The following is a 24,214-nucleotide window of genomic DNA, read 5'->3' as shown; positions in this document are numbered from 1 at the left end:
CGGACGCGAAAGGAGGGGAAAGCATGGAAAATACAGGACGTATGATGCCCCGGGAAAAGCTGTTGGCGCAGGGGGCTGGTTCACTTAGCGATGTTGAGCTACTGGCGCTTTTTTTACGCACCGGGATTCTGGGTAAAGATGTGCTGACGTTGGCAAAAGAGTTGATCCAGCATTTTGGTTCGCTGTATGGCCTGTTATCAGCAGACTATATGGCGTTTAGCCACGTTCACGGCATTGGCCTGGCGAAGTATGCGCAGCTTAAAGGGATTGCCGAACTGGCAAGGCGCTACCATAACGTGCGAGTGATGGAAGAGCGCGCGTTACTTAGTCCGGAAATGGCGCGAGAATTTCTGCAAAGCCAGCTCGCGCAAGAGGAACGCGAGATCTTTCTGGTGATCTTTATGGATTCTCAACATCGTGTGATTAAACACAGCAAACTTTTTTCCGGCACGCTTAGCCATGTTGAGGTGCATCCACGAGAAATTGTGCGTGAAGCGATAAAAATGAATGCGTCAGCGGTGATCCTTGCCCATAATCACCCTTCGGGTTGTGCAGAGCCGAGTAAAGCAGATAAACTCATCACCGAGCGTGTTGTGAAATGCTGTCAGTTCATGGATATCCGGGTGCTTGATCATCTGGTCATTGGGCGCGGAGAGTACGTTTCTTTTGCGGAACGCGGTTGGATTTAACGCACTTTACGCGATCCATCGGGATCTTTGTCTGTTCGGGACTTGAGCATAACGCCGGGTCAGCGTATACTACGCCACCTTTGAGAATCTCGGGTTTGGCATTTGGGCCTGGCAATCGAGAGTTCACTTAGAACTACGCGATGACCGGGCTGTAAAGCCTGACGAGGCGCCGATACCCCATACGAAGCTCGAGCTAATTTGATTTTTGGAGAATAGACATGTCCCGAGTCTGCCAAGTTACTGGCAAGCGTCCGGTGACCGGTAACAACCGTTCCCACGCACTGAACGCGACTAAACGCCGTTTCCTGCCTAACCTGCACTCTCACCGTTTCTGGGTTGAGAGCGAAAAGCGTTTTGTCACCCTGCGTGTATCTGCTAAAGGTATGCGTGTTATTGATAAGAAAGGCATCGAAACAGTTCTGTCTGAACTGCGTGCCCGTGGCGAAAAGTACTAAGTACTAAGAGGAAATAAATCATGGCTAAAGGTATTCGTGAGAAAATCAAGCTGGTTTCTTCTGCTGGTACTGGTCACTTCTATACCACTACGAAGAACAAACGTACTAAGCCGGAAAAACTGGAACTGAAAAAATTCGATCCAGTTGTCCGTCAGCACGTTCTCTACAAAGAAGCGAAAATCAAGTAATTCTCGCTTTGATGTAATAAAAAACCTCGCTTCGGCGGGGTTTTTTGTTTTCTGGCCGTCCCCATATTAATGTGACCTGATACATCGCCGGAGATACTATGCCTGAATTACCTGAAGTCGAAACCAGCCGCCGCGGTATTGAGCCGCATCTGGTTGGGGCAACGATTATGCATGCGACTGTGCGTAACGGTCGTTTGCGTTGGCCGGTATCCGAGGAAATCTACCGGTTGAGTGATAAACCCGTTCTCAGCGTACAGCGGCGCGCGAAATACCTGTTGCTGGAACTGTCGGATGGTTGGATTATCATTCATCTGGGGATGTCGGGTAGTTTGCGTATCCTTCCTGAAGAGCTTCCGGCAGAAAAGCATGACCACGTCGACTTAGTGATGAGTAACGGCAAAGTTCTGCGCTATACCGATCCTCGCCGTTTTGGCGCCTGGCTGTGGACGACAGAGCTCGATGGGCATAATGTTCTCGCTCATCTTGGACCAGAGCCACTGAGCGACGATTTCAACGCCAGTTATCTGCAGCAGAAATGCGCGAAGAAGAAAACCGCGATTAAACCCTGGCTGATGGATAACAAGCTGGTGGTGGGGGTAGGTAATATCTATGCCAGCGAGTCGCTGTTTGCAGCGGGTATCCATCCTGATCGTCTGGCGTCATCTTTGTCGCAGGATGAGTGCGAACTACTGGTGCGCGTCATTAAGGCGGTTTTGCTGCGTTCGATCGAACAGGGTGGAACGACGCTGAAGGACTTCCTGCAAAGCGACGGTAAGCCGGGCTATTTTGCCCAGGAACTGCAGGTCTATGGGAGAGAAGGCGAACCCTGTCGCGTATGCGGCGCGCCGATCATTGCGACAAAACACGCCCAGCGTACGACGTTCTACTGCCGTCGCTGTCAGAAATAACATTCGTTGCTGGCCGGATAAGCTGTATGTCTTATCCGGCCAGACGTATTACTTTAGTTTACTCATTAACGCCTGATGGACGTTTTCCGGCAGAAAGTGCGTCACATCTCCCTGGTGGCGGGCGACTTCTTTCACCAGTGACGATGAGATAAATGACCACTCTTTAGACGGCATCAGAAAGACGCTTTCCAGTTGCGGCATCAGGTGGCGGTTCATGTGGGCCAACTGCATTTCATACTCAAAATCTGCTACCGCGCGCAGGCCACGGATCAGAATGTTAGCCTGATTATCACGGGCAAAGTTTGCCATTAAGTCGCTGAATCCCAGAACTTCCACATTGCCGAGATGCGCCGTTGCCTGTTGCGCCAGTTCGACGCGTTCTTCAAGGGTAAACATCGGTTTTTTACTGGGACTTGCGGCAATCGCCAGGATCACGTGATCGAACATGCTGGTCGCACGCGTCACGATATCAAGATGGCCGTTAGTTATGGGATCAAAGGTTCCTGGATAAATCGCCCGTTTTTGCATGATTTGCCTCAATGCGTTTTGGGTGGCAGATAAGGTTCCAGCAGCTGCAGCAGGCGCTGTAGCGCGCCCTGATTTTGATACAGGACTTCAACTGCATGACGGCCATAAAAATTACGATAATCGGCATCGGTCAGTAAAGAAGAGACCTCTTTCACCAGCGTGGTTGCGTCGGTGACGGTGATCAATCCGCTTGCCTGTTCGAGACGAGCACAAATATCTTTAAAATTAAAAGTATGTGGCCCCATCAGTACCGGAATGGCGTGTGCCGCGGCTTCCAGTGGGTTGTGTCCGCCACGTTCAACCAGTGAACCACCGACAAAAGCAAGGTCAGCAATGCCGTAAAGCAACATCAGCTCGCCCATGGTGTCGCCGATAACGACCTGAGTATCTGAGGATGGAACTTCGCCAGAAGAGCGTGTGGTATAGCTTAGCCCAGCCTGGCGTACGAGGTTAATGGCATCCGGGAATCGCTCAGGATGTCTGGGAACCAGGATCAGCAAAAGATTAGGAAACTGATTTAATAACGCCTGGTGGGCTGCAATGATAATGCTTTCTTCACCATCGTGCGTGCTGGTTGCAATCCACACCGGGCGATGAGGCGCCCATTGACGACGCAACGTAATCGCTTTGGCGGCCAACTGTGGCGTGACGGAAATATCAAACTTCAGGCTGCCGGTGACGGTGACCTGATTGCTCCTGGCGCCAAGCGTAATAAAACGAGCGCCATCTTCTTCGTTCTGTGCGGCAATCAACGTAATTCGACGCAGTAGCTTACCAACAAATTTGCCTAATTTTGCGTAGCCAGCGGCTGAACGCGCAGAAAGCCGTGCGTTGGCGATGACCAGAGGAATACCGCGTTTATGGAGTGCCGCGATCAGATTTGGCCACAGCTCGGTTTCCATGATTAACACCAGCTTGGGGTCAACTTTATTCAGGAAACGGTTCAAAGCATCCGGTAAATCGTATGGCAAATAAATGTGCTGAACGTCAGTACCAAACGCGGATTGTACGCGCTCAGAGCCGGTTGGCGTCATGGTGGTTACCGTGATCGGCAAGTCGGGATAACGATGTCGCAGAGCACGGACTAATGGAATAGCTGCCAGCGTTTCGCCCACAGAAACTGAGTGAAGCATGATGCCGCCTGGTTTTAGCGGACGGCGGTAAAAACCGTAGCGTTCACCCCAGCGTTTACGGTAGGCCGGAGCCTTACGTCCGCGCACCCAAAGCCGTATCCAGATCAAAGGCTGAATAAGGTAGAAAAGGGCGGTGTAAAGCAATTCGAGCATAATGGTAGCTAACTTATGAATGTGCTGGGGATTCTATGTATTTAACTATGGCTTTACCATCATTTTTATCCAGGTCGCAGCAAAACGATGGAATCGTCGCGGCACTGTTTTAATCGGCGGCATTTTTAAAAATGCCTATGAACGTACTGACGCGGCTTAACGTCTTGTGCGGCGCGTGTTTTAAGGTGAATGCGTTAATTTTATATCTTTTTGTTTTTAATGATTTATTTCTTTATTTTGTTCAAAAAATATTCGTTTCGGAATGCGTGGTAATAAATGATATACTACTGCGCAATTTCAGGTAGCTAGCCGGCAGAAACGTTTCGAAAACATGGGCGGTAAACTTTGGATGTATCAGACCTGCTATGCCTGGCGACGCGATGCGGATATTAATGCATGAATATTGCTTTTTGTTTGTACAAGTATTTCCCCTATGGTGGGCTACAGCGTGATTTTCTGCGAGTAGCGCTCACGGTTGCTGCACGAGGTCATCATGTTCAGGTGTTTACCCAGTCATGGCAGGGCGAACGTCCGGAAGGACTCGAAATTATACTCGTACCCGTCACAGCCAGAACTAATCATGGGAAAAACGAGCAATATTATCAGTGGGTTCAGAATTATTTAAGTCAGCATCCCGTCGATCGTATCGTTGGTTTTAATAAAATGCCTGGGTTGGATGTGTATTACGCCGCCGACGTTTGCTATGCGGAAAAGGTCGCCCGCGAGAAGGGCTTCTTCTATAAGTTGACGCGTCGGTATCGGCACTACTCTGCATTTGAAAAAGCGACGTTTCAACAAGGTTCCGGTACCACGCTTTTGATGTTAACCGATAAGCAAATCGGTGATTTCAAACAGCATTATCATACCGAGAGCCAGCGTTTTCGTATTCTGCCGCCAGGTATCTACCCAGACAGAAAATACAGCCTGCAACCTGAAAACAGCAGGCAGATTGTCAGAGAAAAGAATGGTATTGCTCTCGATCAGTTCCTGCTTCTGCAGGTCGGATCAGATTTCAAGCGTAAAGGTGTGCCAAGAAGCTTACACGCGTTGGCTTCTTTACCTGAGACTATACGTCACCGTACTCAGTTGATGGTTGTTGGTCAGGATAAGGCCGATCGTTATCGTGCTCTGGCCCGCCAATTGGGTATTGAAAAGCATGTGCAATTCTTCTCGGGGCGAGATGATGTCGCTGAATTGATGTCCGCTGCTGATTTATTGCTTCACCCGGCAGTTCAGGAAGCCGCTGGTATTGTCTTGCTAGAAGCCGTAGTTGCCGGGCTGCCAGTATTAACTACTGAGGTATGCGGCTACGCAGGTTATATCACTGCCGCCCGATGCGGCGTGGTGATTCCTGAACCTTTTGCGCAGGAAAATTTGAATACAGCACTTTTCGATGCGCTGCAAAATAATGAGCAGAGAAGTCGTTGGGCTGGAAATGCGCGACATTTTGCTGATACAGAAGATCTCTACAGTCTGGCAGATAAAGCTGCAGATATCATTTTAGGTCTCGAAAATGATTGAATTGAAAGAACCATTTGCCACGCAATGGCAAGGAAAAGACCCGTTCACGGAAGTCACTAAGCTGGATGGCGAGGTTTTTCGCGCTCTGGAAACTCGGCGTACCCTGCGTTTTGAGATGATGGGAAAAGGTTACTTTCTTAAATATCATCATGGGACCACGCTTAAAGAAGTGGTGAAAAACCTGATTTCTCTGCGCATGCCTGTGCTTGGCGCGGACCGGGAGTGGCTGGCGATTCACCGTTTGCAAGCACTGAATGTGGATACAATGACGGGGGTTGCTTTTGGACAGAAAGGGCTGAATCCGTTAGAGCGAACCTCATTTATTATCACCGAGGATCTTTCTCCTGCCATCAGTCTTGAAGATTTTTGCGCCAACTGGGGAGTTGAACGGCCCGATTTTGTATTAAAACGGACCATTATTACCCGCGTGGCGGAAATGGTGGGTAAAATGCATCGAGGTGGGGTAAATCATCGGGATTGTTATATTTGCCATTTCCTGCTCCAACAGCCGATGCCAGCAGATGTTGCGGATATCAAACTCTCTGTGATTGATCTACATCGTGCTCAAATACGTCAGCAGGTACCACGCCGCTGGCGGGATAAGGATTTGATCGGGCTCTATTTCTCCTCACTGGAAATTGGTCTAACGTCCAGAGATATCTACCGTTTTTTACGTGTCTATTTTTCGATGCCATTACGTGAAATCTTTCGTCAGGAAGTCAGGTTGTTTGAACAGGCTGTCACAAAAGCGCAAAAAATAAGACAAAGAACAATAAGAAAAGCGCTATAAATTACACATGAAGTTTGAGGCTATTTTATTATGAACATCGATTTCCAGAAGTTGATCATTCAAAAACATATCATCGACAGCTCTACGCATGACAAGAGTAAAAAACTAAGCGTTGCGTATGGTGTTGATCGTAATTTTTTGTTTGGATCTGGCATTTCTATGACCTCAGTATTAGTGAATAATCCTGATATTGATATCCATTTTTATATCGCCACTGACTATATTGATGACGACTATCTGGAAAGCATAAAACGACTGACACAAATGTACAGTACGACCGTGACTGTCCTTGTTTTCGATAATGCGGCATTTCGTGAACTGCCGAGCACGAAAGCCTGGACTTATGCAATGTACTATCGTTACTTTGCATTTGAATATTTAAGCACCGAATTAAGCTCGGTACTGTATCTGGATGCCGATGTCATTTGTAAAGGTTCTCTACGGGAACTTACTGAGATTAATTTCTGTGGGGAATATGGTGCTGTCATTAATGATGTTGATGAAGTGCGAATTAAATCCGGTACCAGACTCGGTATCCCTGAACTGAGTAATGGGTATTTTAATTCTGGTGTTGTATTTGCGAATCTCGAAGTATGGCGTGAGCAGCAGTTGTTAACTAAAGCATTTTCTATATTAGACAAACGCCAAAAAGAATTGCTTTATTTCGACCAGGACGTACTCAATATTTTGTTTGTTGGGAATGTTATTTTCCTGAGAAGAGACTTTAACTGTATTTATGGAGTTGATCAGGAGCTCAAAAATAAAAACGATAAGATTTATCAGGATTTCATTACCGATGATACGGTATTAATTCACTATGTGGGCGTCACTAAACCATGGCATTCATGGGCTAAATACCCGGTGGCTAAGTTTTTTATTGATGCATATCAGAAATCCGCATGGGCGGAAAAGTCTCTGTTAAACGCAAACACAGCCAAGTTGTATAAGCGTAAGTCACGACATGAAAGAGTGCAGCGAAAATATATCCGTTCTGTGCTAAGTCATGTTATGTATATAAAAAATAAACTACATAATGCACGGTCGCACTAGTCTGTTGTGCAGATAACTTTCAGATAGCATAAAAAAGGTGTAGTACATGAATTTTGATTGTCATCAGTCTATCAAGGATACCATTGAGATCTTTGGTGCTCCAACAGATCATACCCCGCAGCTGAATATTGCATGGGGGGTTGATCAGAATTTTATGTTCGGAGCGGCAGTTTCGATGTCGTCCGTTTTACTACATAATCAAGATATCAGCATTCATTTTCACCTTTTTACTGATTATATTGATTCAGATTATCGACAACGGCTTGAAAAACTAGCAAAAAAATTTGCTACTAATATAACTGTCTATGTAATGAATGCTGAAGGACTAAAGGTCTTGCCATGTGGAAATGCCTGGTCTCATGCGACTTATTTTAGATTTATTGCATTTGAATATCTTAGTGAAAAAATCGATAGTTTGCTCTATATTGATGCCGATGTGGTATGTAAGGGTTCGTTGATTGATTTAACGAATATCCATTTTGAGCATCATGTTGCTGCTGTTATCCAGGATGTTGATGATAGTCGCTCATATGCCGCTACTCGTCTTAATGTTCCAGAGTTTAATGAGCAATATTTTAATGCTGGGGTTATTTTTGCTAATTTAAAGGAATGGAAGGAACAACAATTTTTCTCTAAAGCATTTTCTACTCTGTTAGATAAAACTAAGAAATTTGCGTTTCTTGACCAGGATGTTTTGAATATCATGTTTTTGGGGAAAACTATTTTCTTACCCCGAATTTATGATGCAATATATGGTATTAAACAAGAGCTTAAGAGCAAAGATATTTCAAAATATAAAGAGTTTATAACGCCTGAAACCATTTTGATCCATTATATAGGTGTGACCAAGCCATGGAATTCATGGGCTAACTATCCTTCAGCACAGTATTTTGTTGAAGCGTGGAAGTCTTCTCCATGGGCTGATGTTCCTTTGTTACCAGCCAGAACACCAAAGCAATACAAAAAGAAATCACGGCATGAAAGGCTACAAGGAAAGTATTTCGCTTCAGTAATTAGCTATATCGGCTATTTACGTGCAAAGTTACAAAGTAAGTAAAAAAACTCCCGAAAGGGAGTTTTTTATTTAGCGTAGTTTTGTCTTGAGATATTTCAGATACCATTTGATAGAAGCGCAGTAATTTCCCCTTTTGGCTTCCTGGCGTGAGTAAACCCGATAATCAGTAGGTCTCATTCGTGGAGCATAAGAGCGCATTTCTGTGTTCTGCCATGGTGTGAAATGATGGTAGAAAAGATACAGTTGCTGTGAAAGCCCAGTGTGTTCTTTATACCATGGCTTTCGTCCACCGGTGAAATGGATAATGCGTGGCAGGATATCTTTTTGATAGAAGAAACTCTCTTTTTGTTGGTCGTTAAACCAGTTAAACAAAAAATTCCATCGATTATCAATAAATTTGACGTTGCCATCCATTGCAATATTCAGAGCATCTTGATCAAAGTAAGGTAGAGTTTTTCCTTGTTCAAATAGCACAGTATTTGCTTTGTTTTCGATGTCGAATTTAATCCAATTCGCGATATTAATATATAAAAAACCAGCATTGAAGTAATGACCCGTACTGAGACCCAAGCGTTTGGCATTTTTTGTATCATGGATATCGAGCGAGTCGTGGCTGACTGCGCAAATGACGTTACTGATATCAATACTGTTAATATCATTGAGTTTATCGAAACACAGAGTGTCTGCATCTAAATAGATAAAGTACTCAACTTTATCTTTTAGTAAGCGCGGAACGGCAAGGCGCATATAGGTTGAACGGTTCAGGTGTTTGATTGCAAAGTCATTGTTATATTTCTCAATCTCTTCTTTATCAATATTGATAACCTGAATTTTATCGCTGGTTGTGCGCAGTTTATTGATTTCGTCGTCTGAGACGTCATAGACAAAAACGAAAAATGACAAGTCTTGTCCAGGGTTGTTCATTATGACAGACATAATGGACACTGCTACATATTCCAGATAATTGGCATCTGTACAGTAAGCAATATTAATAACGTTTTTTTTGTTGTCCATCTATGCTTTCTCATTGCCTTTATTATTGCCACTATCATGAAGTACCCTATCGATAGCGTCAATCACGGCTTGCTCCGGTATCCATGTTAAATATTTTTTTGACCTGTCGAGTTCATCTCTGGGAGGCATGGGATGGTAATCGCCAGCCCAAATCAATACAGCATTATCTGACCATGGTCTCCATTGCTGATAATTGGTTGCCCCAAACAGGCAAACCTGTGGTGTTCCTAATGCTGCCGCCATATGCATAGGCGCAGAATCGACCCCGATGTAAAGAACCGCATGGTCGATCAACGCGGCCAATTGCAGGAAGGTTGTTTTGCCTGCCAGTGTCAGGTCAGGTGATGATTGACACTGTTCAGCAATACGCTGGACTTGCTGTTGTTCACTCACTGCTGGCCCACAGGTTAGGTAAACATGCAGGCCACGCTGATGCAGATAGTCAATCACATGGGCAAATTTATCATCATCCCAACATTTGAATTCTTGTCTGGCAGTAGGTTGAATAACGACATATTTTTGTGAAGGTAATGCCGGAAGTTGGGAAACCAAATAGTGGTAATCATCCCGGCGGTAGTGCAGTGACATCTCTTTTTTCAGATCGGTCTCGCTAAACCCAACACCTTTTAGAATGGAGAGATTTTGTTCAACTATATGCGTACCGGTCAGCGGTGTAACCCGTGAAAAAAGCTTGTTCCATTGTTTCTTATCACGCTCAAATGCAATTGAGGGGCGACGTAATGAGGCAATAAGAGCGCCAATCGGCCACTGCTCGGTTAAATTAACGATCAGGTCGTAGTGGTTTTTTTTCAGCTGTTGGCGCACTGAAAGATAATTTTTTACTGTATCTAAAAGGCCTTTCTTTTTCTCAATGAGATAAAACTCATTAATACTTTCATTTGCTGCCAAAATTGATTTTGTATCTTTATAAAGAAGCAGATCGATTTTAGCATGAGGATAACGAGCCTGAATGCTGGCAATGACAGGTGTTGTTAATAGAACATCACCATAAAATTTGAGCTTGCAAATAAGAACACGGTCGACTTTATCAAACATGTTAAAATCCCTTTCGAAAAAATAAATTTTTGCATGCAGATAGTATCTTGTATCTTATTTCAGAAATTGAACGGTCGATATGCGGATATTTCATCTTAAGGATTATTTTGTTTTTAACGATTTTGGTATCGCAGCATGCAAGTGCATTCTGAATGTCATTTAACATACTTTCGTTATAACGATAGTAGCCTTTCTTTTTACGTAAAAGTTTGCGGCCTTCCAGAAAACAATTGATGATCATTAATGTGGCGACAGTACGTTTTTCTTTATTTTTATTCACATAGTTATACATTTTTCGCATAGCAAAGAAGATGCTGTCCGCATCGCTATCAATAATATTTTCGGTAATACTTTTTTCATTTACCCGATAGTAATATAATTTATTTTCTATCTTTAATATGCAATGACACTTAAAGTATTGAAAGGGGCAGAAAATCATGTCTTCATATCGACGATGTTCTTCGAATCGATCGTTGCCAATAATGTCGCGGTGAAAGATTTTTGTCATAAGATGCCATTGCCCGGCACGGAAAGTTGGCAACAGGGGAGCATAGTTATCATCAGCCAAAATAATTTCGTGTTCGGCTAAAGCATGCTTTTCACCAGGTTTGTTCTGATACAGATTGTTGATATCCCTGGTTAAGTTGAATTCCACGATATCATATTTTTCCTCCCTCAGTTTAGGGAGGAGAATAGTGAAATAATCCTTACAGACAATGTCATCGCTGTCGATAAAACCAATATACTTTCCCGTTGCATGGGCAAGCCCAACGTTACGGGTGATTGCAACACCTTGATTTTTTTGGTTTATATATTTAACGTTGTTGCAGTTATGCTCACGATAAAATGCCTTGATGCGCTCTTCCGTTAAATCTGTTGAACCGTCATTAACAATTATTACCTCCACTTCGTCAGTAATGCTCTGATGGATAGACGCCAACGTCGCTGTGATGAGTTCAGCATTGTTATAAGTGGGAATAATTATGCTCAGCAAATAACCTGAAGCGTTAATCATGGCATTGTTCTCTCGTCGGAATTCGAACTCAGCATTACTGCTACGCATAACGCCAGTACGCTGCTCAAGGCTTCACCTTTGGCATATAATAATAAATCACTCAGGCCATAGATAGCGATAGCGCCTGAGATGACAAACAACAGAGGACTACGTTGCCAGTTAGCTCTTAAAAACATAGCGGTATAGAGTAAGAGTAGCACAACAACCCCGGGGATGCCCTTTAGCGAAAAGGTATCAACAATTTCGTTATGCAGATGAACGTTAACGAATATAAGAGCGACTTGCCATGAGGGGTGCTGTAGCGTTAGTCGCTGAATCTCATCACTACGTTGTTCAAGTGACTGGCCCCATAGATGTACTTTCCCAACCTCAATGCCGACTTGTTGCATTGCAAGCCGCGCGCCAATAGAGGTGTTACTATTATTCTGACTGTAAGAGTGTACATCCAGCATAAAATTCTGGTAGCGATTTTCAACTACTGGCTTTAAAGGGATGACCGCCAGACCAACCAGTATCACGAAGCCCAATAACGCTTTGATCATCATGGCCCGGTTATGACGATAGTACATGAGAAACAGGCCGATACTCAGGATCGGGTATACCAAAATAGCCGCCCGAGTTTGCGTGGTAATGATCACCGCCAGCGATATCAAAAAATGTAACAGATACAGTGAAACGGTATGTTTTATACGCAGGTTGATGATGGCCTGAGATGCCAATAAGCCAATCAATGTTAGCGCATAAGCGGTGCCAGTTTGGTGTTCAAATCCGAGTGCCAAACGATAGCTTAATAAATCAGGCTGATTCACAAGTTCATATCCCGCGAAAAGATACAAACCGATTGCCGTAAGAATCACCCAGATACTGGTGATGCGGGTTTTATTGGCACACGGTGCTCGCGATGTTAGCGCGGTCATCACCAGCGCGGCAAACAGCATCACTTTGCCACCGTTCTGATATGAGCGGTAGGCTCCGGTAAAGGCCGAGCCTGGTTGTTTAAATATTTCTACCCAAATAATCTGGAGCAAACCGAAGAGCAGCAACATAAAAGGCAAAACCAGATTCTTTTTCTCACTGCATACATACTTTAAGTTTTTACCTATAAGAGGCAGAGACAGAGCCGTGGAGAAAATAAATATCTTCAGCGCTTCATCTGGATTGACCAGCACCATCCCGAGAGTAGCAAGTATCCCGGCATAAAATAAGCAGTATACAAAATCGAATGGATTATTTTTTATACTATATATAAAGCGAGAAAACATGTGTTGCTGAAGCATGGTTCATCTCTTAAAGTTAAAGCAAATTATTATCAACCAGCGATGCGTTGACTAAACTAGCATTCAGATCCTGCAATTTTCCGGAATCACTCTGTTGTGTATATTGGTTTTTCCCATATCCCCCAATCAGTCCCGGATCAGTTGGGCCATACAGCGTAATATTTGGGCGATCCAATGCGGCGGTTAAATGGCTTAGGCCTGTATCAACCGATACTACAAATTTGGCCCCTGCGAGAACACGGGCGACCTCTTCCAGACTCATTCGCGGCAGGACATCAACGTAAGGGAACCCTTCCGCCAGTCGCCTGGCACGCGCTTCTTCATGCGTGGCTCCCCATGGCAGTTTAATGCGTATGCCTGCATTGTTTAACAGGCCAATCAGCTCCCGCCAGTTGGCTTCCGGCCAGTGCTTATCATCACGGGTCGTGGCATGCAGAAACACCGCATATTGCCCTGCATCAGCATTTACTTCTGTCAAAAAATGCTGAGCGATAGCGTAATCACCCTGCGATTGCGGTTTGTTATATCCCAGACTTTTCGCAAACAATTCACGCGTACGTTCTACGGCATGCTGTTGTTTGGCAATATGATGCTTGCGATTATAAAACAGGCTCGCCAGCGGTTCCCGGGCCGTGCTCCAGTCCATACCATGCTTGATCCCGTGAGCCAGACGAGTAACCAGCGCTGCGCTTTTTACCAACCCCTGCGCATCAATTATCGCGTCATACTGCAGTAAACGGACCGCATCGCGGAACGTTTTACGCTCAGCTTTAATCGGCGCTGAAAACCACGCTTTACGCCAGCGGCGGATCGCTACCGGAATCACGCGGTCAACGGCCGAATGCCAGGAGGGTATCTGAGCGAACCCTTCTTCCACCACCCAGTCAAAGTGAATATCCGGTATGGCCTGCTGCGCATCGGTTAATGCGGGCAACGTATGCAGCACATCGCCCATAGACGATGTTTTAACGATCAGAACCCGCATCCGTCAGGCTTCCTCTTGTAACAACAGGTCATTAAGTTCTTCCAGTACGCGCTGAGGAGTAATGTCGATCAGGCTCTGATGATAGCCTTCTGCTGCATCGCCTTTACGCACTTTGTGGTAGCCCGTAATCAGGCGGACGACTCGCGCTTTGTGCGACAACGGCGGGGTAAAGTCCGGACTACTTGGGCCATATAATGCTACCAGAGGTCGATTCAACGCGGCGGCAACGTGCATTAATCCAGAATCATTGGTGACAACCGCTTTGCAGGCAGCGAGAAGAATGACTGCCTGCTCCAGCTGTGTCTCACCCGCCAGATTGCGGCACCAGGACTGCTGTTCAAGGCTCAGCGTAGCGAGGATCTCATTCCCGGCTTCGTGGTCTTTTGCAGAGCCAAACAACACAATCTGATGGCCTTCATCGATTAATTGTTTCGCCAGTTCCGCATAGTGGTAATGCGGCCAGCGTTTCGCCGGACCAAATTCCGCACCAGGGCAAAAACCGATGATGGGGCGTTCGGCAGAAAGAGAGAACTGACTACAGGTCAGGGATTTTTCACCTTCGCTGACCTGCAACTGCGGCCATAGCAGAGGCTGCGGCAAATCTTTGGCCGTCAGCATCACGCCTTTATCATAGGCCAGAGCCACATAGCGCTCGACCATCAACGGCCATGCTTCTTTATCCAGCACGCGCGCATCGTTTAGCAGGCCGTAGCGCATCTCGCCACGCCAGCCGGTACGATGGGGGATGCCAGCAAAAAACGGCACCAGAGCGGATTTAAAAGAATTCGGCAGCACCCAGGCGCGATCATAGCGTCTTTCACGCAGACTATGACCGAGCTTACGGCGCTCGCCGATCTCCAGCGCGCCGTGTCCCAGCGGCATGGCGATGGCTTCGTTGACTTCAGGCATACGCGACAGCAGCGGACGGCACCACGCCGGTGCCATCACGTCGATTATCGCCTGGGGATAGCGCGCCTTGAGCGTGCGATAGAGACTTTGCGACATCATCATGTCGCCCACCCATGACGGGCCGATCACCAGTATTTTCATGCTAACTTCTTACGCGTCGCGGTTCAGCCAGGCCATATATTCCGTTACGCCTTCGGCAACGGTCTTAAACGGCTTGTCATAGCCCGCTGCGCGCAGGTTAGTCAGATCTGCCTGAGTAAATGCCTGGTAGCGGCCTTTCAGTTTTTCCGGGAATGGAATGTACTCAATGCTGCCTTTTTTATGGTACGCCAGCGTTGCATCGGCAACGGCCTGGAAAGATTCCGCGCGACCGGTGCCGAGGTTAAAGATGCCGGATACCCCGTTTTCGAGGAACCACAGATTTACCGCCGCCACATCGCCAACATAAACGAAATCACGTTTGAAGTTTTCACTGCCTTCGAACAGTTTTGGTGTTTCGCCATTGTTAAGCTGGGTATTGAGGTGGAAAGCGACGCTTGCCATGCTGCCTTTGTGGCCTTCGCGCGGTCCGTAGACGTTGAAATAGCGGAAGCCAACAATCTGAGAGTTGGCTTCTGGCAGGATCTGACGCACGTATTCGTCGAACAGGAATTTTGAGTAGCCATAGACGTTCAGCGGTTTCTCATATTCACGGGATTCGATGAAATCAGACGTACGACCGCCGTAAGTCGCGGCGGAAGAGGCGTACAGGAACGGAATTTCGCGCTCCAGGCAGTAGTGCAGCAGCTCTTTGGAGTATTGATAATTGTTATCCATCATATACTTGCCATCCCACTCGGTGGTGGAAGAGCATGCGCCTTCGTGGAAAATCGCTTCGATATCGCCGAAATCTTCGCCAGCCATAATCTGGATCAGGAAGTCTTCCTTATCCATGTAGTCAGCAATATTCAGGTCCACCAGGTTAACAAATTTAGTGCCGTCTTTCAGGTTGTCCACCACCAGAATATCGGTGATGCCTTTATCATTCAGGGACTTAACGATGTTGCTGCCGATAAAGCCCGCGCCGCCGGTAACGATGATCATAAATGTAACCTTCGAATTATGGAGTCAGAGACAATCTCAGACACGAATACTTCTATCATATCACTACATGGTCCAGGCTTCAGCCATTCACCGATAAGCTGTGCGGGTACGCGTGATTTATGCTTCATTTTGAAGAAGTGATGATGCGTCATCTCGTATCAATGTATAGCTTTGGGTAATATGTGCTGAAATTTGCCCAGTCTGGAGAATTGAAATGCGTGGGGATTTTTACAAACAGTTAACCAACGATCTCGAAACCGCACGTGCGGAAGGATTGTTTAAAGAAGAGCGCATTATTACATCTGCCCAGCAGGCGGATATCACCGTGGCAGATGGAAGCCACGTTATTAACTTTTGTGCGAACAACTATCTGGGACTGGCTAACCACCCGGAACTGATTGCCGCGGCAAAAGCGGGTATGGATTCTCACGGGTTTGGTATGGCTTCGGTACGCTTTATTTGCGGTACCCAGGACAGCCATAAGCAACTGGAGCAAAAACTGGCGGCTTTCCTTGGTATGGAAGATGCCATCCTTTACTCTTCCTGCTTTGACGCCAACGGCGGCCTGTTTGAAACGCTGTTGGGCGCAGAAGACGCGATCATCTCCGATGCCCTGAACCATGCTTCAATCATTGATGGCGTTCGTCTGTGTAAAGCGAAGCGTTTCCGTTACGCCAACAACGACATGGTCGAGCTGGAAGCGCGTCTGAAAGAGGCGCGCGAAGCGGGGGCTCGTCATATCCTGATTGCCACCGATGGCGTGTTCTCTATGGATGGCGTGATTGCGAACCTGAAAGGCGTCTGCGATCTGGCGGACAAGTACGATGCGCTGGTCATGGTTGATGACTCCCATGCGGTCGGCTTTGTCGGCGAAAATGGTCGTGGCTCTCATGAATACTGTGACGTGATGGGCCGTGTGGACATCATTACCGGTACGCTGGGTAAAGCGCTCGGCGGCGCATCCGGTGGTTACACCGCGGCCCGTAAAGAGGTCGTTGAGTGGCTGCGTCAGCGTTCCCGCCCTTATCTGTTCTCCAACTCACTGGCTCCGGCGATTGTGGCTGCTTCCATTAAAGTGCTGGAAATGGTCGAGCAAGGTAGCGAACTACGCGATCGCCTGTGGGCGAACGCGCGCCAGTTCCGCGAGCAAATGTCTGCCGCAGGCTTTACCTTAGCCGGTGCGGACCACGCGATTATCCCGGTTATGCTGGGTGATGCGGTGGTGGCGCAGGAGTTTGCCCGTGAGCTGCAAAAAGAGGGGATTTACGTTACTGGATTCTTCTATCCAGTGGTTCCAAAAGGCCAGGCGCGTATCCGTACTCAGATGTCTGCAGCGCATACCCCTGAGCAGATTACGCGTGCTGTTGAGGCGTTCACACGCATTGGTAAACAACTGGGCGTTATTGCCTGAGGATGTGAAATGAAAGCGTTATCCAAACTGAAAGCGGAAGAGGGCATTTGGATGACCGACGTTCCTGAACCGGAAGTCGGCCATAACGATTTGCTGATTAAAATCCGTAAAACAGCCATCTGCGGGACTGACGTTCACATTTATAACTGGGATGACTGGTCGCAAAAAACCATCCCGGTTCCGATGGTCGTGGGGCATGAATATGTCGGCGAAGTTGTTGGCATTGGTCAGGAAGTTAAAGGCTTTAAAATCGGCGATCGCGTTTCTGGCGAAGGTCATATCACCTGTGGGCATTGCCGTAACTGCCGCGGTGGGCGTACGCACCTGTGTCGCAATACGACCGGTGTCGGTGTAAACCGTCCTGGTTGTTTTGCACAATACCTGGTGATCCCGGCATTTAACGCGTTTAAAATCCCGGACAATATCTCCGATGATCTGGCGTCCATCTTCGATCCGTTCGGTAATGCGGTGCACACGGCGCTGTCGTTCGATCTGGTGGGAGAAGATGTGCTGGTATCCGGCGCGGGTCCAATCGGTATTATGGCGGCGGCGGTTGCGAAGCACGTTGGCGCACGCCACGTGGTGATCACCGACGTGAATGAGTATCGCCTTGAGCTGGCACGCAAAATGGGTATCACCCGCGCGGTCAACGTATCGAAAGAGAATCTGACCGACGTGATGGCTGAGCTGGGCATGACCGAAGGGTTTGATGTAGGCCTGGAGATGTCCGGCGCGCCGCCAGCGTTTCGCGCTATGCTGGATACCATGAACCACGGTGGCCGTATTGCTATGCTGGGTATTCCGCCATCTGATATGTCCATCGACTGGACTAAAGTTATCTTTAAGGGGCTGTTTATTAAAGGTATCTACGGTCGTGAGATGTTTGAAACCTGGTACAAAATGGCCGCTCTGATTCAGTCTGGTCTGGATTTGTCGCCAATTATCACCCATCGATTCTCCATCGATGAATTCCAGCAAGGCTTTGACGCGATGCGTTCAGGGCAGTCAGGGAAAGTGATCCTGAGCTGGGATTAACCGTATCCACGTAGTGGATTCTGCATGCCGTCCCCGGATGTTGACTATCGTTAACTCTCCGGGGATTTTTTTGTTTGCTGCGCTCATTCGTCAGGCGCATTTTCCGCTAAAGGTTTGAGAAATTTTCTCTGAAGAATTACCGCTAAATATGTTAGAAATTGCCGTTAATTATACTGTTTGGCAGGATTTGATATGACCTATACCCCCGGCCTATTGAGCGTCATTATGCCGCTTTACAATACGGGTGAACCATTCATTGCGTGTATGGATTCGCTGATTGCGCAAACGTGGAAAAATCTGGAGATCATCATTGTTAATGATGGCTCTACGGATAACTCTGCGCAGCTCGCACAGGCGTATGCGGATCGTTATCCGCACGTTCATCTACTGCATCAGCAGAACGGGGGAGTCTCAGCGGCGCGTAATACCGGCATGGAAGTCGCCAGGGGCGAGTACATCGCTTATGTTGACGGTGATGATATTGCTTATCCGGAAATGTATGAAACGTTGATGAAGATGGCGTTGAAGGACAATCTGGATGTTGCGCAATGCAACGCTGATTGGTGTATTGCCGAGACGGGTAAAACCTGGACATCTATTCCTACCGATCGAATTCGTTCTACCGGCGTGATGACCGGGCCAGATTGGTTACGCAAAGCGTTAGCCAGTCGTCGGTGGCGGCACGTTGTCTGGATGGGCGTTTACCGTCATCAGACCATCCGCGACGCAAGGCTGACCTTCCTGTCTGGCCTGCATCACCAGGATATCATCTGGACCACGGAGTTTATGTTTAATGCGAAACGCGCACGCTACACGGAAGTCCCATTGTACAAATACTTCCTGCACGGCGCATCCGTGAGCCGACTGCCGCGCACCGGGCTGAAAAACCTCGCCTATCAGCGTCACTACATCAAGATTACCCGCCTGCTCGACAAAATGAATCATGAGTACGCCGGGCGCATTCCCATTTACCCGGAATTCAAACAGCAAGTGATTTACGAAGCGCTACGCGTTTGTCATTGCATACGTAAAGAGCCGGACGAAAAAATCCGCCAGCGTATGATTGCTGAAGTATTTGTGTCGGGTATGTTCAAACGGATGCTAAGTAATATCTGCAGCGTTAAGCTGGGTTATCAGGTGCTGCTGTGGGCCATCCGCTTTAGCCAGTGGCGCGATAAATCACTGACGCCGCGCCGCCTGGCCCATTTAACGTTGGATCTTAACGACTGATTATTGCCAGCCCTGCCACTGCAGGCGCATATACTGCACCAGCGTGCTTTGGGCGATGCTTTCACCGAGTACGGTGAAGTATCGACTGGCGTAAATGGGTTCTAACGGCTGTTTCGGTTTGCACAATTTTACACCGCGGAAAGGATTACGCGGTGCGCCGTTATTCGGTTGCGTGAGGTTAGGTCTGGAGGTATCGACCTGCGGTTCATTGAGCAGGCTGCTCGGACGAACCAGCGTAATATCGGCTGGCAGATTATAAAGCATCTGCTGTAATACTCGCACCGTGGAAGGATGAGGGTGTCCAATGGCGATCGCTGAGCCGTTGCGACGCGCAAGATCGACGGCGCGAGTAAACTGACGACGAATGTCAGCTTCATTTTGCGTGTCATCCAGGAAGACTTTGCGTTTGATGACCTTCACACCGGTTCCTGACGCTGCGCGCATGGCCTGGCTGTTGCCGATGGTCATGCTGTCCAGAAAGTAGAGATCGTAACGTTCCAGCGCCTGCATCACCTTCTGCATGCCAAACAAGCTGGAAGTCATCGCACTGCCCATATGGTTGTTCAGCCCCACGGCATTCGGCACTTTGCTTACCGCGTCGCGAATAATGCGTTCAATCTCTTCGCTGCTCATTTCCGGGCGCAAAGTATCTTTCTCTAACGGTTGTTTGCTCAGTGGCGCCATCGGCAGATGGATCAACACCTCATGTCCACTGTTATGCGCTTTAATCGCCATTTCACGCGCATGTGGAGCATTGGGTAAAACGGCAACGGAGATGGTGGAAGGCATCGCCAGTACCTGATTTTCAGTTTGTGGACGATAGCCGAAATCATCAATAACGATGGCGAGTTTGCCAGCAAAAACAGGTGTTACGAAGGCCAGCACGCTGGCAAGAGAGAGTAATAGACGACGAAATTGAGGCAAAACTTATCTTCCCAACCACGGCTGTGGATTGACCGCCTGACCCTGGCGACGAATTTCGAAATAGAGTGCCGGCCTGCCCTGACCGCCGCTGCTACCCACAAGCGCAATAGGCTGCCCGGCGCGAACCTGCGTACCGACGCTGACCAACGCGCTCTGGTTATAACCGTACAGGCTCATATCGCCTTTACCGTGCTCAACCACGACGACCAGACCATAGCCCTGCAACCAGTCCGCCAGAATGACGCGACCATCGGCAATGGCTTTAACTTCGGTGCCTTCGGATGCGCCAATAACCATACCCTTCCAACGTAGCTCACCTTGCAGTTGTTCGCCATAACGATGCAGCGTTGGGCCGCGAACAGGCCAGAATGCCTGGCCGCGCGGCGATCCCAGGCCGCCGGTACGGGACATCAGTGATTTTTCACTTTCGGTCGGCTTGTAGGTCGAGCCTTTTCGTGACGCATCCTTCTGCTTATCACGTACGGCCTGCGCCTCGCGCGCTTCACGTTCCGCGCGCGCTTTGGCCGCGGCTTCAGCGCGAGCAATGCTGTTGCGTAGACGGGATTCGTTAGCGCGCATTTCGCCCAGTTGTTGCTGGCCCTGTTGAATCGATGACTCCAGACCCGACAGTGTTTTCTGACGTTCGTTACGCGCCTGCTCCAGCTTAGCCTGCTGAGCGCGTTGTTCGTACAGCAGGGTCTGCTGTTCGCTCTGCTTATCTTCCAGCTCGGCTTTTTGTGAGTCGACCTCTTCGCGGGTTTGTTTCAACTGCGCGATAGTTTCTTGCCGCGCCTGGTTCAGGTAGCCGAAATAGGCCTGCAGACGCTGTCCGCGCTGGCTTTCTTCGCCGCTAAGGATGAGCTGAAGACCGGTGTGTTCACCCTGGCGAAACGCGGCGTCTAACTGGGCTGCCAGGCTGCGCTCTTGCGCTGCCCGCTGTTTTTCCAGCTTCGCGAGCGCGGCGTTCATCTCAGCGATTTGTGCGTTCAGCTGTGCCAGTGAGTTTTGCGTTTCGCGCAGTTGCCTTGCGGCGACGGCAATGGCCTGCTCCTGAGCTTTAAGCTGAGCGAGGAGAGTGGAACGTTGTTGTTGCTGTTGGCGTACCGCGCGTTCTTTTGCCGCGATATCGGCCTGAATAGATTTGAGCTGATCGCGTTCGTCCGCGTGGGCGGAAAAGGCGCACAGCAATACGCCAGCGCTAAGCGCGCTGGCGTAGAACAAGGGCCTGACTGAAAACTTTGGCAGTTTCACGACCCGAGTGATGGTATTAATCGCCTTTCCCCTCATGGGGAGGGATTATTCCACGATGAACAGCGGCTTACCAGTCATCTCTTGCGGGATTTCCATACCCATCAGCGTCAGCATCGTTGGGGCGATATCTGAAAGTTTACCGCCTTCGACCGCTTTAACGTTTTTACCACCGACATAAATCAGCGGAACCGGCAGGTTGGTATGCGCGGTATGCGCCTGACCAGTAGACGGATCGCGCATTTGCTCTGCGTTACCGTGGTCTGCGGTGATCAGCAGCTGTCCGCCAACGGATTCAACGGCTTTCGCTACCTGCTCAACGCAATGGTCCAGCGCTTCAACCGCTTTAACCGCTGCTTCCATCACGCCGGTGTGGCCAACCATGTCGCCGTTCGGGTAGTTACAAATGATGGTGTCGTATTTACCGCTCTCAATCGCTGCAACCAGCTTCTCGGTCAGTTCAGCAGAGCTCATTTCCGGCTGCAGATCGTAGGTCGCGACTTTCGGCGAGTTGATCAGGATACGGTCTTCGCCTGTGAACGGCTCTTCTACGCCGCCGTTGAAGAAGAAGGTTACGTGCGCATATTTTTCGGTTTCGGAAATACGCAGCTGCGTTTTTTCGTTCTTCGCCATCCACTCGCCGAAGGTGTTGGCCAGAGATGCTGGTGGGTAAGCCACCGCAGTTTTGATGTCGGCCGCGTATTCCGTCAGCATCACAAAGTTGAGGTTAACGACTTTCTTACGGGCGAAGCCATCGAAGTCAGCGTTAACGAATGCGCGAGTGATTTCACGCGCACGGTCAGCACGGAAGTTCATGAAAATCAGCGTATCGCCGTCTTCCATAGCGGCTTCTGCCTGACCTTCGGCACGGATCTCGGTCGCTTTGACGAATTCGTCGTTCTCGTCGCGGGCATAAGCGGCCTGCAGGCCTTCAACCGCCGTAGCGAACTGGAACTCGCCCTTCGCCAGCGTCATCAGATCGTAAGCCTGTTCTACGCGATCCCAACGGTTGTCGCGGTCCATAGCGTAGTAACGACCGATGATGGAGGCTACGCGACCTTTGCCCAGCGCGGCAAATTTCTCTTCGAATTTCTGCAGTGAATGTTCAGCGCTGCGCGGCGGGGTATCACGACCATCAAGGAAAGCGTGCAGATAGATTTTTTCCGCACCGCGTTCAGCGGCCAGTTCTACCATCGCCATGATGTGATCTTCGTGGCTGTGAACGCCGCCAGCAGAGAGCAGACCCATGATGTGTACCGCTTTTCCGGCATTTTTTGCCTGGTCGACCGCGTGGGTCAGCACCGGGTTAGCGAAGAACGTACGCTCTTTGATTTCGACATCCAGACGGGTAAGGTCCTGATACACGATACGGCCCGCGCCCAGGTTGACATGACCCACTTCGGAGTTGCCCATCTGGCGATCGGGCAGGCCGACTTCCAGACCAGACGCATCAATCAGGGTATGCGGACGTTTTGCCCACAGCGCATCCATTACCGGGGTTTTAGCAGTAAAAATGGCGTTATCCTGGCTGTCTTCGCGATAGCCGTAGCCATCCAGAATCACCAGTACCATAGGTTTTTTAGAAACCGACATTGCGACAACCTCACACTCATAGATAAAAAATAATTGCGTAATTTTACTACAGCTGAATCGATAAAGTAGCCCCCGAAGATCAAATAATGGGGGATCGCGTGCCAGGGGGAACACCGATTTACATTTTTTTTTCCGTAGCGCCCCGCAAAAATGCAATCCAATGCACGCTCTGGCTGTATTTGCGCCAACGCGCAGGTATACTCCTTTCCTGGTTTTTTTTAATCACTAGTCGGGAGTTGTTACCCCCCATGCAAGAAATTATGCAATTTGTTAGTCGCCACCCTGTCTTGAGTATCGCCTGGATTGCGTTACTGGCGGCTGTATTATTTACCACGTTTAAGAGCCTGACCTCAAAAGTGAAGGTGATTACTCGCGGCGAAGCTACACGTCTCATCAATAAAGAAGACGCCGTTGTTGTGGATTTACGCCAGCGCGACGACTTCCGCAAAGGCCATATCGCAGGCTCCACTAACCTGCTGCCGAGCGAAATCAAAGCCAACAATTTTGGCGAGCTTGAAAAACACAAAAACAAACCTGTGATTGTGGTTGATGGTTCAGGCATGCAGTGCCAGGATTCAGCAACTGCGCTGATTAAAGCCGGTTTTGAGCAGGTATCCGTACTGAAAGACGGCGTAGCGGGCTGGAGTGGTGAGAATCTGCCACTGGTTCGCGGCAAGTAATTTACCCGTCTTCTTTCATGCCGCAGGGTAAAAAGAACACTGGAGATAAGTCATGGCCAATATTGAGATCTACACCAAAGCAACCTGCCCGTTTTGCCATCGCGCAAAAGCGCTGTTGAACAGCAAGGGTGTGAGTTTCCAGGAACTTCCGATTGACGGCGATGCCGTAAAGCGTGAAGAGATGATCAAACGCAGTGGCCGTACGACGGTTCCGCAGATTTTTATTGATGCACAGCACATTGGCGGTTGTGACGACTTGTATGCGTTGGATGCGCGTGGTGGACTGGATCCCCTGCTGCGATAAGGCGTACTGAAAGTATTTAA

At 48.4% G+C, this 24,214-nt stretch carries 25 protein-coding genes; 13 read left to right on the top strand and 12 right to left on the bottom strand.

What is annotated here, in order from left to right:
• The first annotated feature begins 23 nt into the window (after positions 1-23).
• The 4 genes from radC (at position 24) to mutM (ending at position 2,240) form a co-directional block, all read left to right on the top strand.
• On the top strand, positions 24-689 hold the full coding sequence (radC, locus tag FOB24_RS00970; RefSeq protein WP_038635368.1) for a RadC family protein: 666 nt from the start codon (positions 24-26) through the stop codon (positions 687-689).
• Positions 690-907: 218 nt separating this feature from the next.
• Positions 908-1,144, top strand: coding sequence for a 50S ribosomal protein L28 (rpmB, locus tag FOB24_RS00965; protein ID WP_003024071.1), 237 nt, complete (start codon positions 908-910; stop codon positions 1,142-1,144).
• Between the two features lie 20 nt (positions 1,145-1,164).
• Positions 1,165-1,332 (top strand): 50S ribosomal protein L33, encoded by a 168-nt coding sequence (gene rpmG, locus FOB24_RS00960; protein WP_003024094.1) that lies wholly within the window; start codon positions 1,165-1,167, stop codon positions 1,330-1,332.
• A gap of 98 nt (positions 1,333-1,430) precedes the next feature.
• Positions 1,431-2,240, top strand: coding sequence for a bifunctional DNA-formamidopyrimidine glycosylase/DNA-(apurinic or apyrimidinic site) lyase (mutM, locus tag FOB24_RS00955; RefSeq protein WP_038635364.1), 810 nt, complete (start codon positions 1,431-1,433; stop codon positions 2,238-2,240).
• 48 nt (positions 2,241-2,288) lie between these two features.
• On the opposite strand, the gene coaD is transcribed toward mutM, so the two are convergent.
• Together coaD and waaA are read right to left on the bottom strand one after the other, a co-directional pair.
• Positions 2,289-2,768: a pantetheine-phosphate adenylyltransferase gene (gene coaD, locus FOB24_RS00950; protein WP_003024099.1), complete on the bottom strand. Its 480-nt coding sequence runs from the start codon at positions 2,766-2,768 to the stop codon at positions 2,289-2,291.
• Between the two features lie 8 nt (positions 2,769-2,776).
• A complete protein-coding gene (waaA, locus tag FOB24_RS00945; protein WP_069323706.1) occupies positions 2,777-4,054 on the bottom strand; it encodes a lipid IV(A) 3-deoxy-D-manno-octulosonic acid transferase in 1,278 nt (425 codons plus the stop codon).
• 396 nt (positions 4,055-4,450) lie between these two features.
• Here waaA and FOB24_RS00940 point away from each other — a divergent pair, with 396 nt between their 5' ends.
• The 4 genes from FOB24_RS00940 to FOB24_RS00925 are packed head-to-tail and all read left to right on the top strand — an operon-like array spanning position 4,451 to position 8,472.
• Complete coding sequence (locus FOB24_RS00940) at positions 4,451-5,575, top strand: glycosyltransferase family 4 protein (RefSeq protein ID WP_069323707.1); 1,125 nt, start codon at positions 4,451-4,453, stop codon at positions 5,573-5,575.
• Positions 5,568-6,365 carry a lipopolysaccharide core heptose(I) kinase RfaP gene (rfaP, locus tag FOB24_RS00935; protein WP_038635354.1) on the top strand — a complete coding sequence of 266 codons (798 nt, stop codon included), beginning with the start codon at positions 5,568-5,570 and terminating at the stop codon, positions 6,363-6,365. The genes FOB24_RS00940 and rfaP overlap by 8 nt, the downstream gene beginning before the upstream one ends.
• 30 nt (positions 6,366-6,395) lie before the next feature.
• Complete coding sequence (locus FOB24_RS00930) at positions 6,396-7,415, top strand: glycosyltransferase family 8 protein (RefSeq protein WP_087857219.1); 1,020 nt, start codon at positions 6,396-6,398, stop codon at positions 7,413-7,415.
• Positions 7,416-7,461: 46 nt separating this feature from the next.
• Positions 7,462-8,472, top strand: coding sequence for a glycosyltransferase family 8 protein (locus FOB24_RS00925; protein WP_150344419.1), 1,011 nt, complete (start codon positions 7,462-7,464; stop codon positions 8,470-8,472).
• 27 nt (positions 8,473-8,499) lie between these two features.
• Here FOB24_RS00925 and FOB24_RS00920 read toward each other — a convergent pair whose 3' ends face one another.
• The 7 genes from FOB24_RS00920 to rfaD are packed head-to-tail and all read right to left on the bottom strand — an operon-like array spanning position 8,500 to position 15,769.
• Entirely contained in the window at positions 8,500-9,444 is a 945-nt protein-coding gene (locus FOB24_RS00920; protein ID WP_150344418.1) for a glycosyltransferase family 8 protein, read from the bottom strand.
• Positions 9,445-10,500 (bottom strand): lipopolysaccharide core heptosyltransferase RfaQ, encoded by a 1,056-nt coding sequence (gene rfaQ / locus FOB24_RS00915; protein ID WP_121529708.1) that lies wholly within the window; start codon positions 10,498-10,500, stop codon positions 9,445-9,447.
• 1 nt (position 10,501) lies between these two features.
• A complete protein-coding gene (locus tag FOB24_RS00910) occupies positions 10,502-11,515 on the bottom strand; it encodes a glycosyltransferase family 2 protein (protein WP_150344417.1) in 1,014 nt (337 codons plus the stop codon).
• The gene (locus FOB24_RS00905; RefSeq protein ID WP_150344416.1) at positions 11,512-12,792 is read right to left on the bottom strand and encodes an O-antigen ligase family protein; all 1,281 of its coding nucleotides are present in this window, start codon (positions 12,790-12,792) and stop codon (positions 11,512-11,514) included. Before FOB24_RS00905 ends, FOB24_RS00910 begins: the two co-directional genes overlap by 4 nt.
• Positions 12,793-12,808: 16 nt before the next feature.
• Positions 12,809-13,777, bottom strand: a complete 969-nt coding sequence (rfaC, locus tag FOB24_RS00900; RefSeq protein WP_150344415.1) for a lipopolysaccharide heptosyltransferase RfaC — start codon at positions 13,775-13,777, stop codon at positions 12,809-12,811.
• A 3-nt stretch (positions 13,778-13,780) separates the two neighbouring features.
• Positions 13,781-14,827, bottom strand: coding sequence for an ADP-heptose--LPS heptosyltransferase RfaF (gene rfaF / locus FOB24_RS00895; RefSeq protein ID WP_069323713.1), 1,047 nt, complete (start codon positions 14,825-14,827; stop codon positions 13,781-13,783).
• A 9-nt stretch (positions 14,828-14,836) separates the two neighbouring features.
• Complete coding sequence (gene rfaD, locus FOB24_RS00890) at positions 14,837-15,769, bottom strand: ADP-glyceromanno-heptose 6-epimerase (protein WP_003827312.1); 933 nt, start codon at positions 15,767-15,769, stop codon at positions 14,837-14,839.
• Positions 15,770-15,983: 214 nt separating this feature from the next.
• On the opposite strand from rfaD, the gene kbl reads away from it, so the two are divergent.
• The 3 genes from kbl (at position 15,984) to FOB24_RS00875 (ending at position 19,445) form a co-directional block, all read left to right on the top strand.
• On the top strand, positions 15,984-17,180 hold the full coding sequence (gene kbl, locus FOB24_RS00885; RefSeq protein ID WP_087857212.1) for a glycine C-acetyltransferase: 1,197 nt from the start codon (positions 15,984-15,986) through the stop codon (positions 17,178-17,180).
• 9 nt (positions 17,181-17,189) lie between these two features.
• Complete coding sequence (gene tdh, locus FOB24_RS00880; protein WP_069323715.1) at positions 17,190-18,215, top strand: L-threonine 3-dehydrogenase; 1,026 nt, start codon at positions 17,190-17,192, stop codon at positions 18,213-18,215.
• A 192-nt stretch (positions 18,216-18,407) separates the two neighbouring features.
• Positions 18,408-19,445: a glycosyltransferase gene (locus FOB24_RS00875; protein ID WP_150344414.1), complete on the top strand. Its 1,038-nt coding sequence runs from the start codon at positions 18,408-18,410 to the stop codon at positions 19,443-19,445.
• Here the strand turns inward: FOB24_RS00875 and FOB24_RS00870 are convergent, their stop codons facing one another.
• Genes FOB24_RS00870 through gpmM form a run of 3 tightly spaced genes read right to left on the bottom strand, consistent with a single transcriptional unit; the run spans position 19,446 to position 23,210 of the window.
• On the bottom strand, positions 19,446-20,369 hold the full coding sequence (locus tag FOB24_RS00870; RefSeq protein WP_069323716.1) for a divergent polysaccharide deacetylase family protein: 924 nt from the start codon (positions 20,367-20,369) through the stop codon (positions 19,446-19,448).
• Positions 20,370-20,372: 3 nt separating this feature from the next.
• Positions 20,373-21,632: a murein hydrolase activator EnvC gene (envC, locus tag FOB24_RS00865; RefSeq protein ID WP_249359797.1), complete on the bottom strand. Its 1,260-nt coding sequence runs from the start codon at positions 21,630-21,632 to the stop codon at positions 20,373-20,375.
• Positions 21,633-21,665: 33 nt separating this feature from the next.
• Complete coding sequence (gene gpmM, locus FOB24_RS00860) at positions 21,666-23,210, bottom strand: 2,3-bisphosphoglycerate-independent phosphoglycerate mutase (RefSeq protein ID WP_150344413.1); 1,545 nt, start codon at positions 23,208-23,210, stop codon at positions 21,666-21,668.
• Between the two features lie 248 nt (positions 23,211-23,458).
• Between gpmM and FOB24_RS00855 the strand changes: the two genes are divergently transcribed.
• Positions 23,459-23,890 carry a rhodanese-like domain-containing protein gene (locus FOB24_RS00855; RefSeq protein ID WP_003024148.1) on the top strand — a complete coding sequence of 144 codons (432 nt, stop codon included), beginning with the start codon at positions 23,459-23,461 and terminating at the stop codon, positions 23,888-23,890.
• 52 nt (positions 23,891-23,942) lie between these two features.
• Positions 23,943-24,194 carry a glutaredoxin 3 gene (grxC, locus tag FOB24_RS00850; protein ID WP_003024152.1) on the top strand — a complete coding sequence of 84 codons (252 nt, stop codon included), beginning with the start codon at positions 23,943-23,945 and terminating at the stop codon, positions 24,192-24,194.
• Positions 24,195-24,214 lie beyond the last annotated feature (20 nt).

Source organism: Citrobacter werkmanii (assembly GCF_008693645.1).
Classification (GTDB): Bacteria; Pseudomonadota; Gammaproteobacteria; order Enterobacterales; family Enterobacteriaceae; genus Citrobacter; species Citrobacter werkmanii.
The sequence above is the reverse complement of the archived record's forward strand: the minus strand, read 5'-3'. Positions and strand labels throughout refer to the sequence as shown.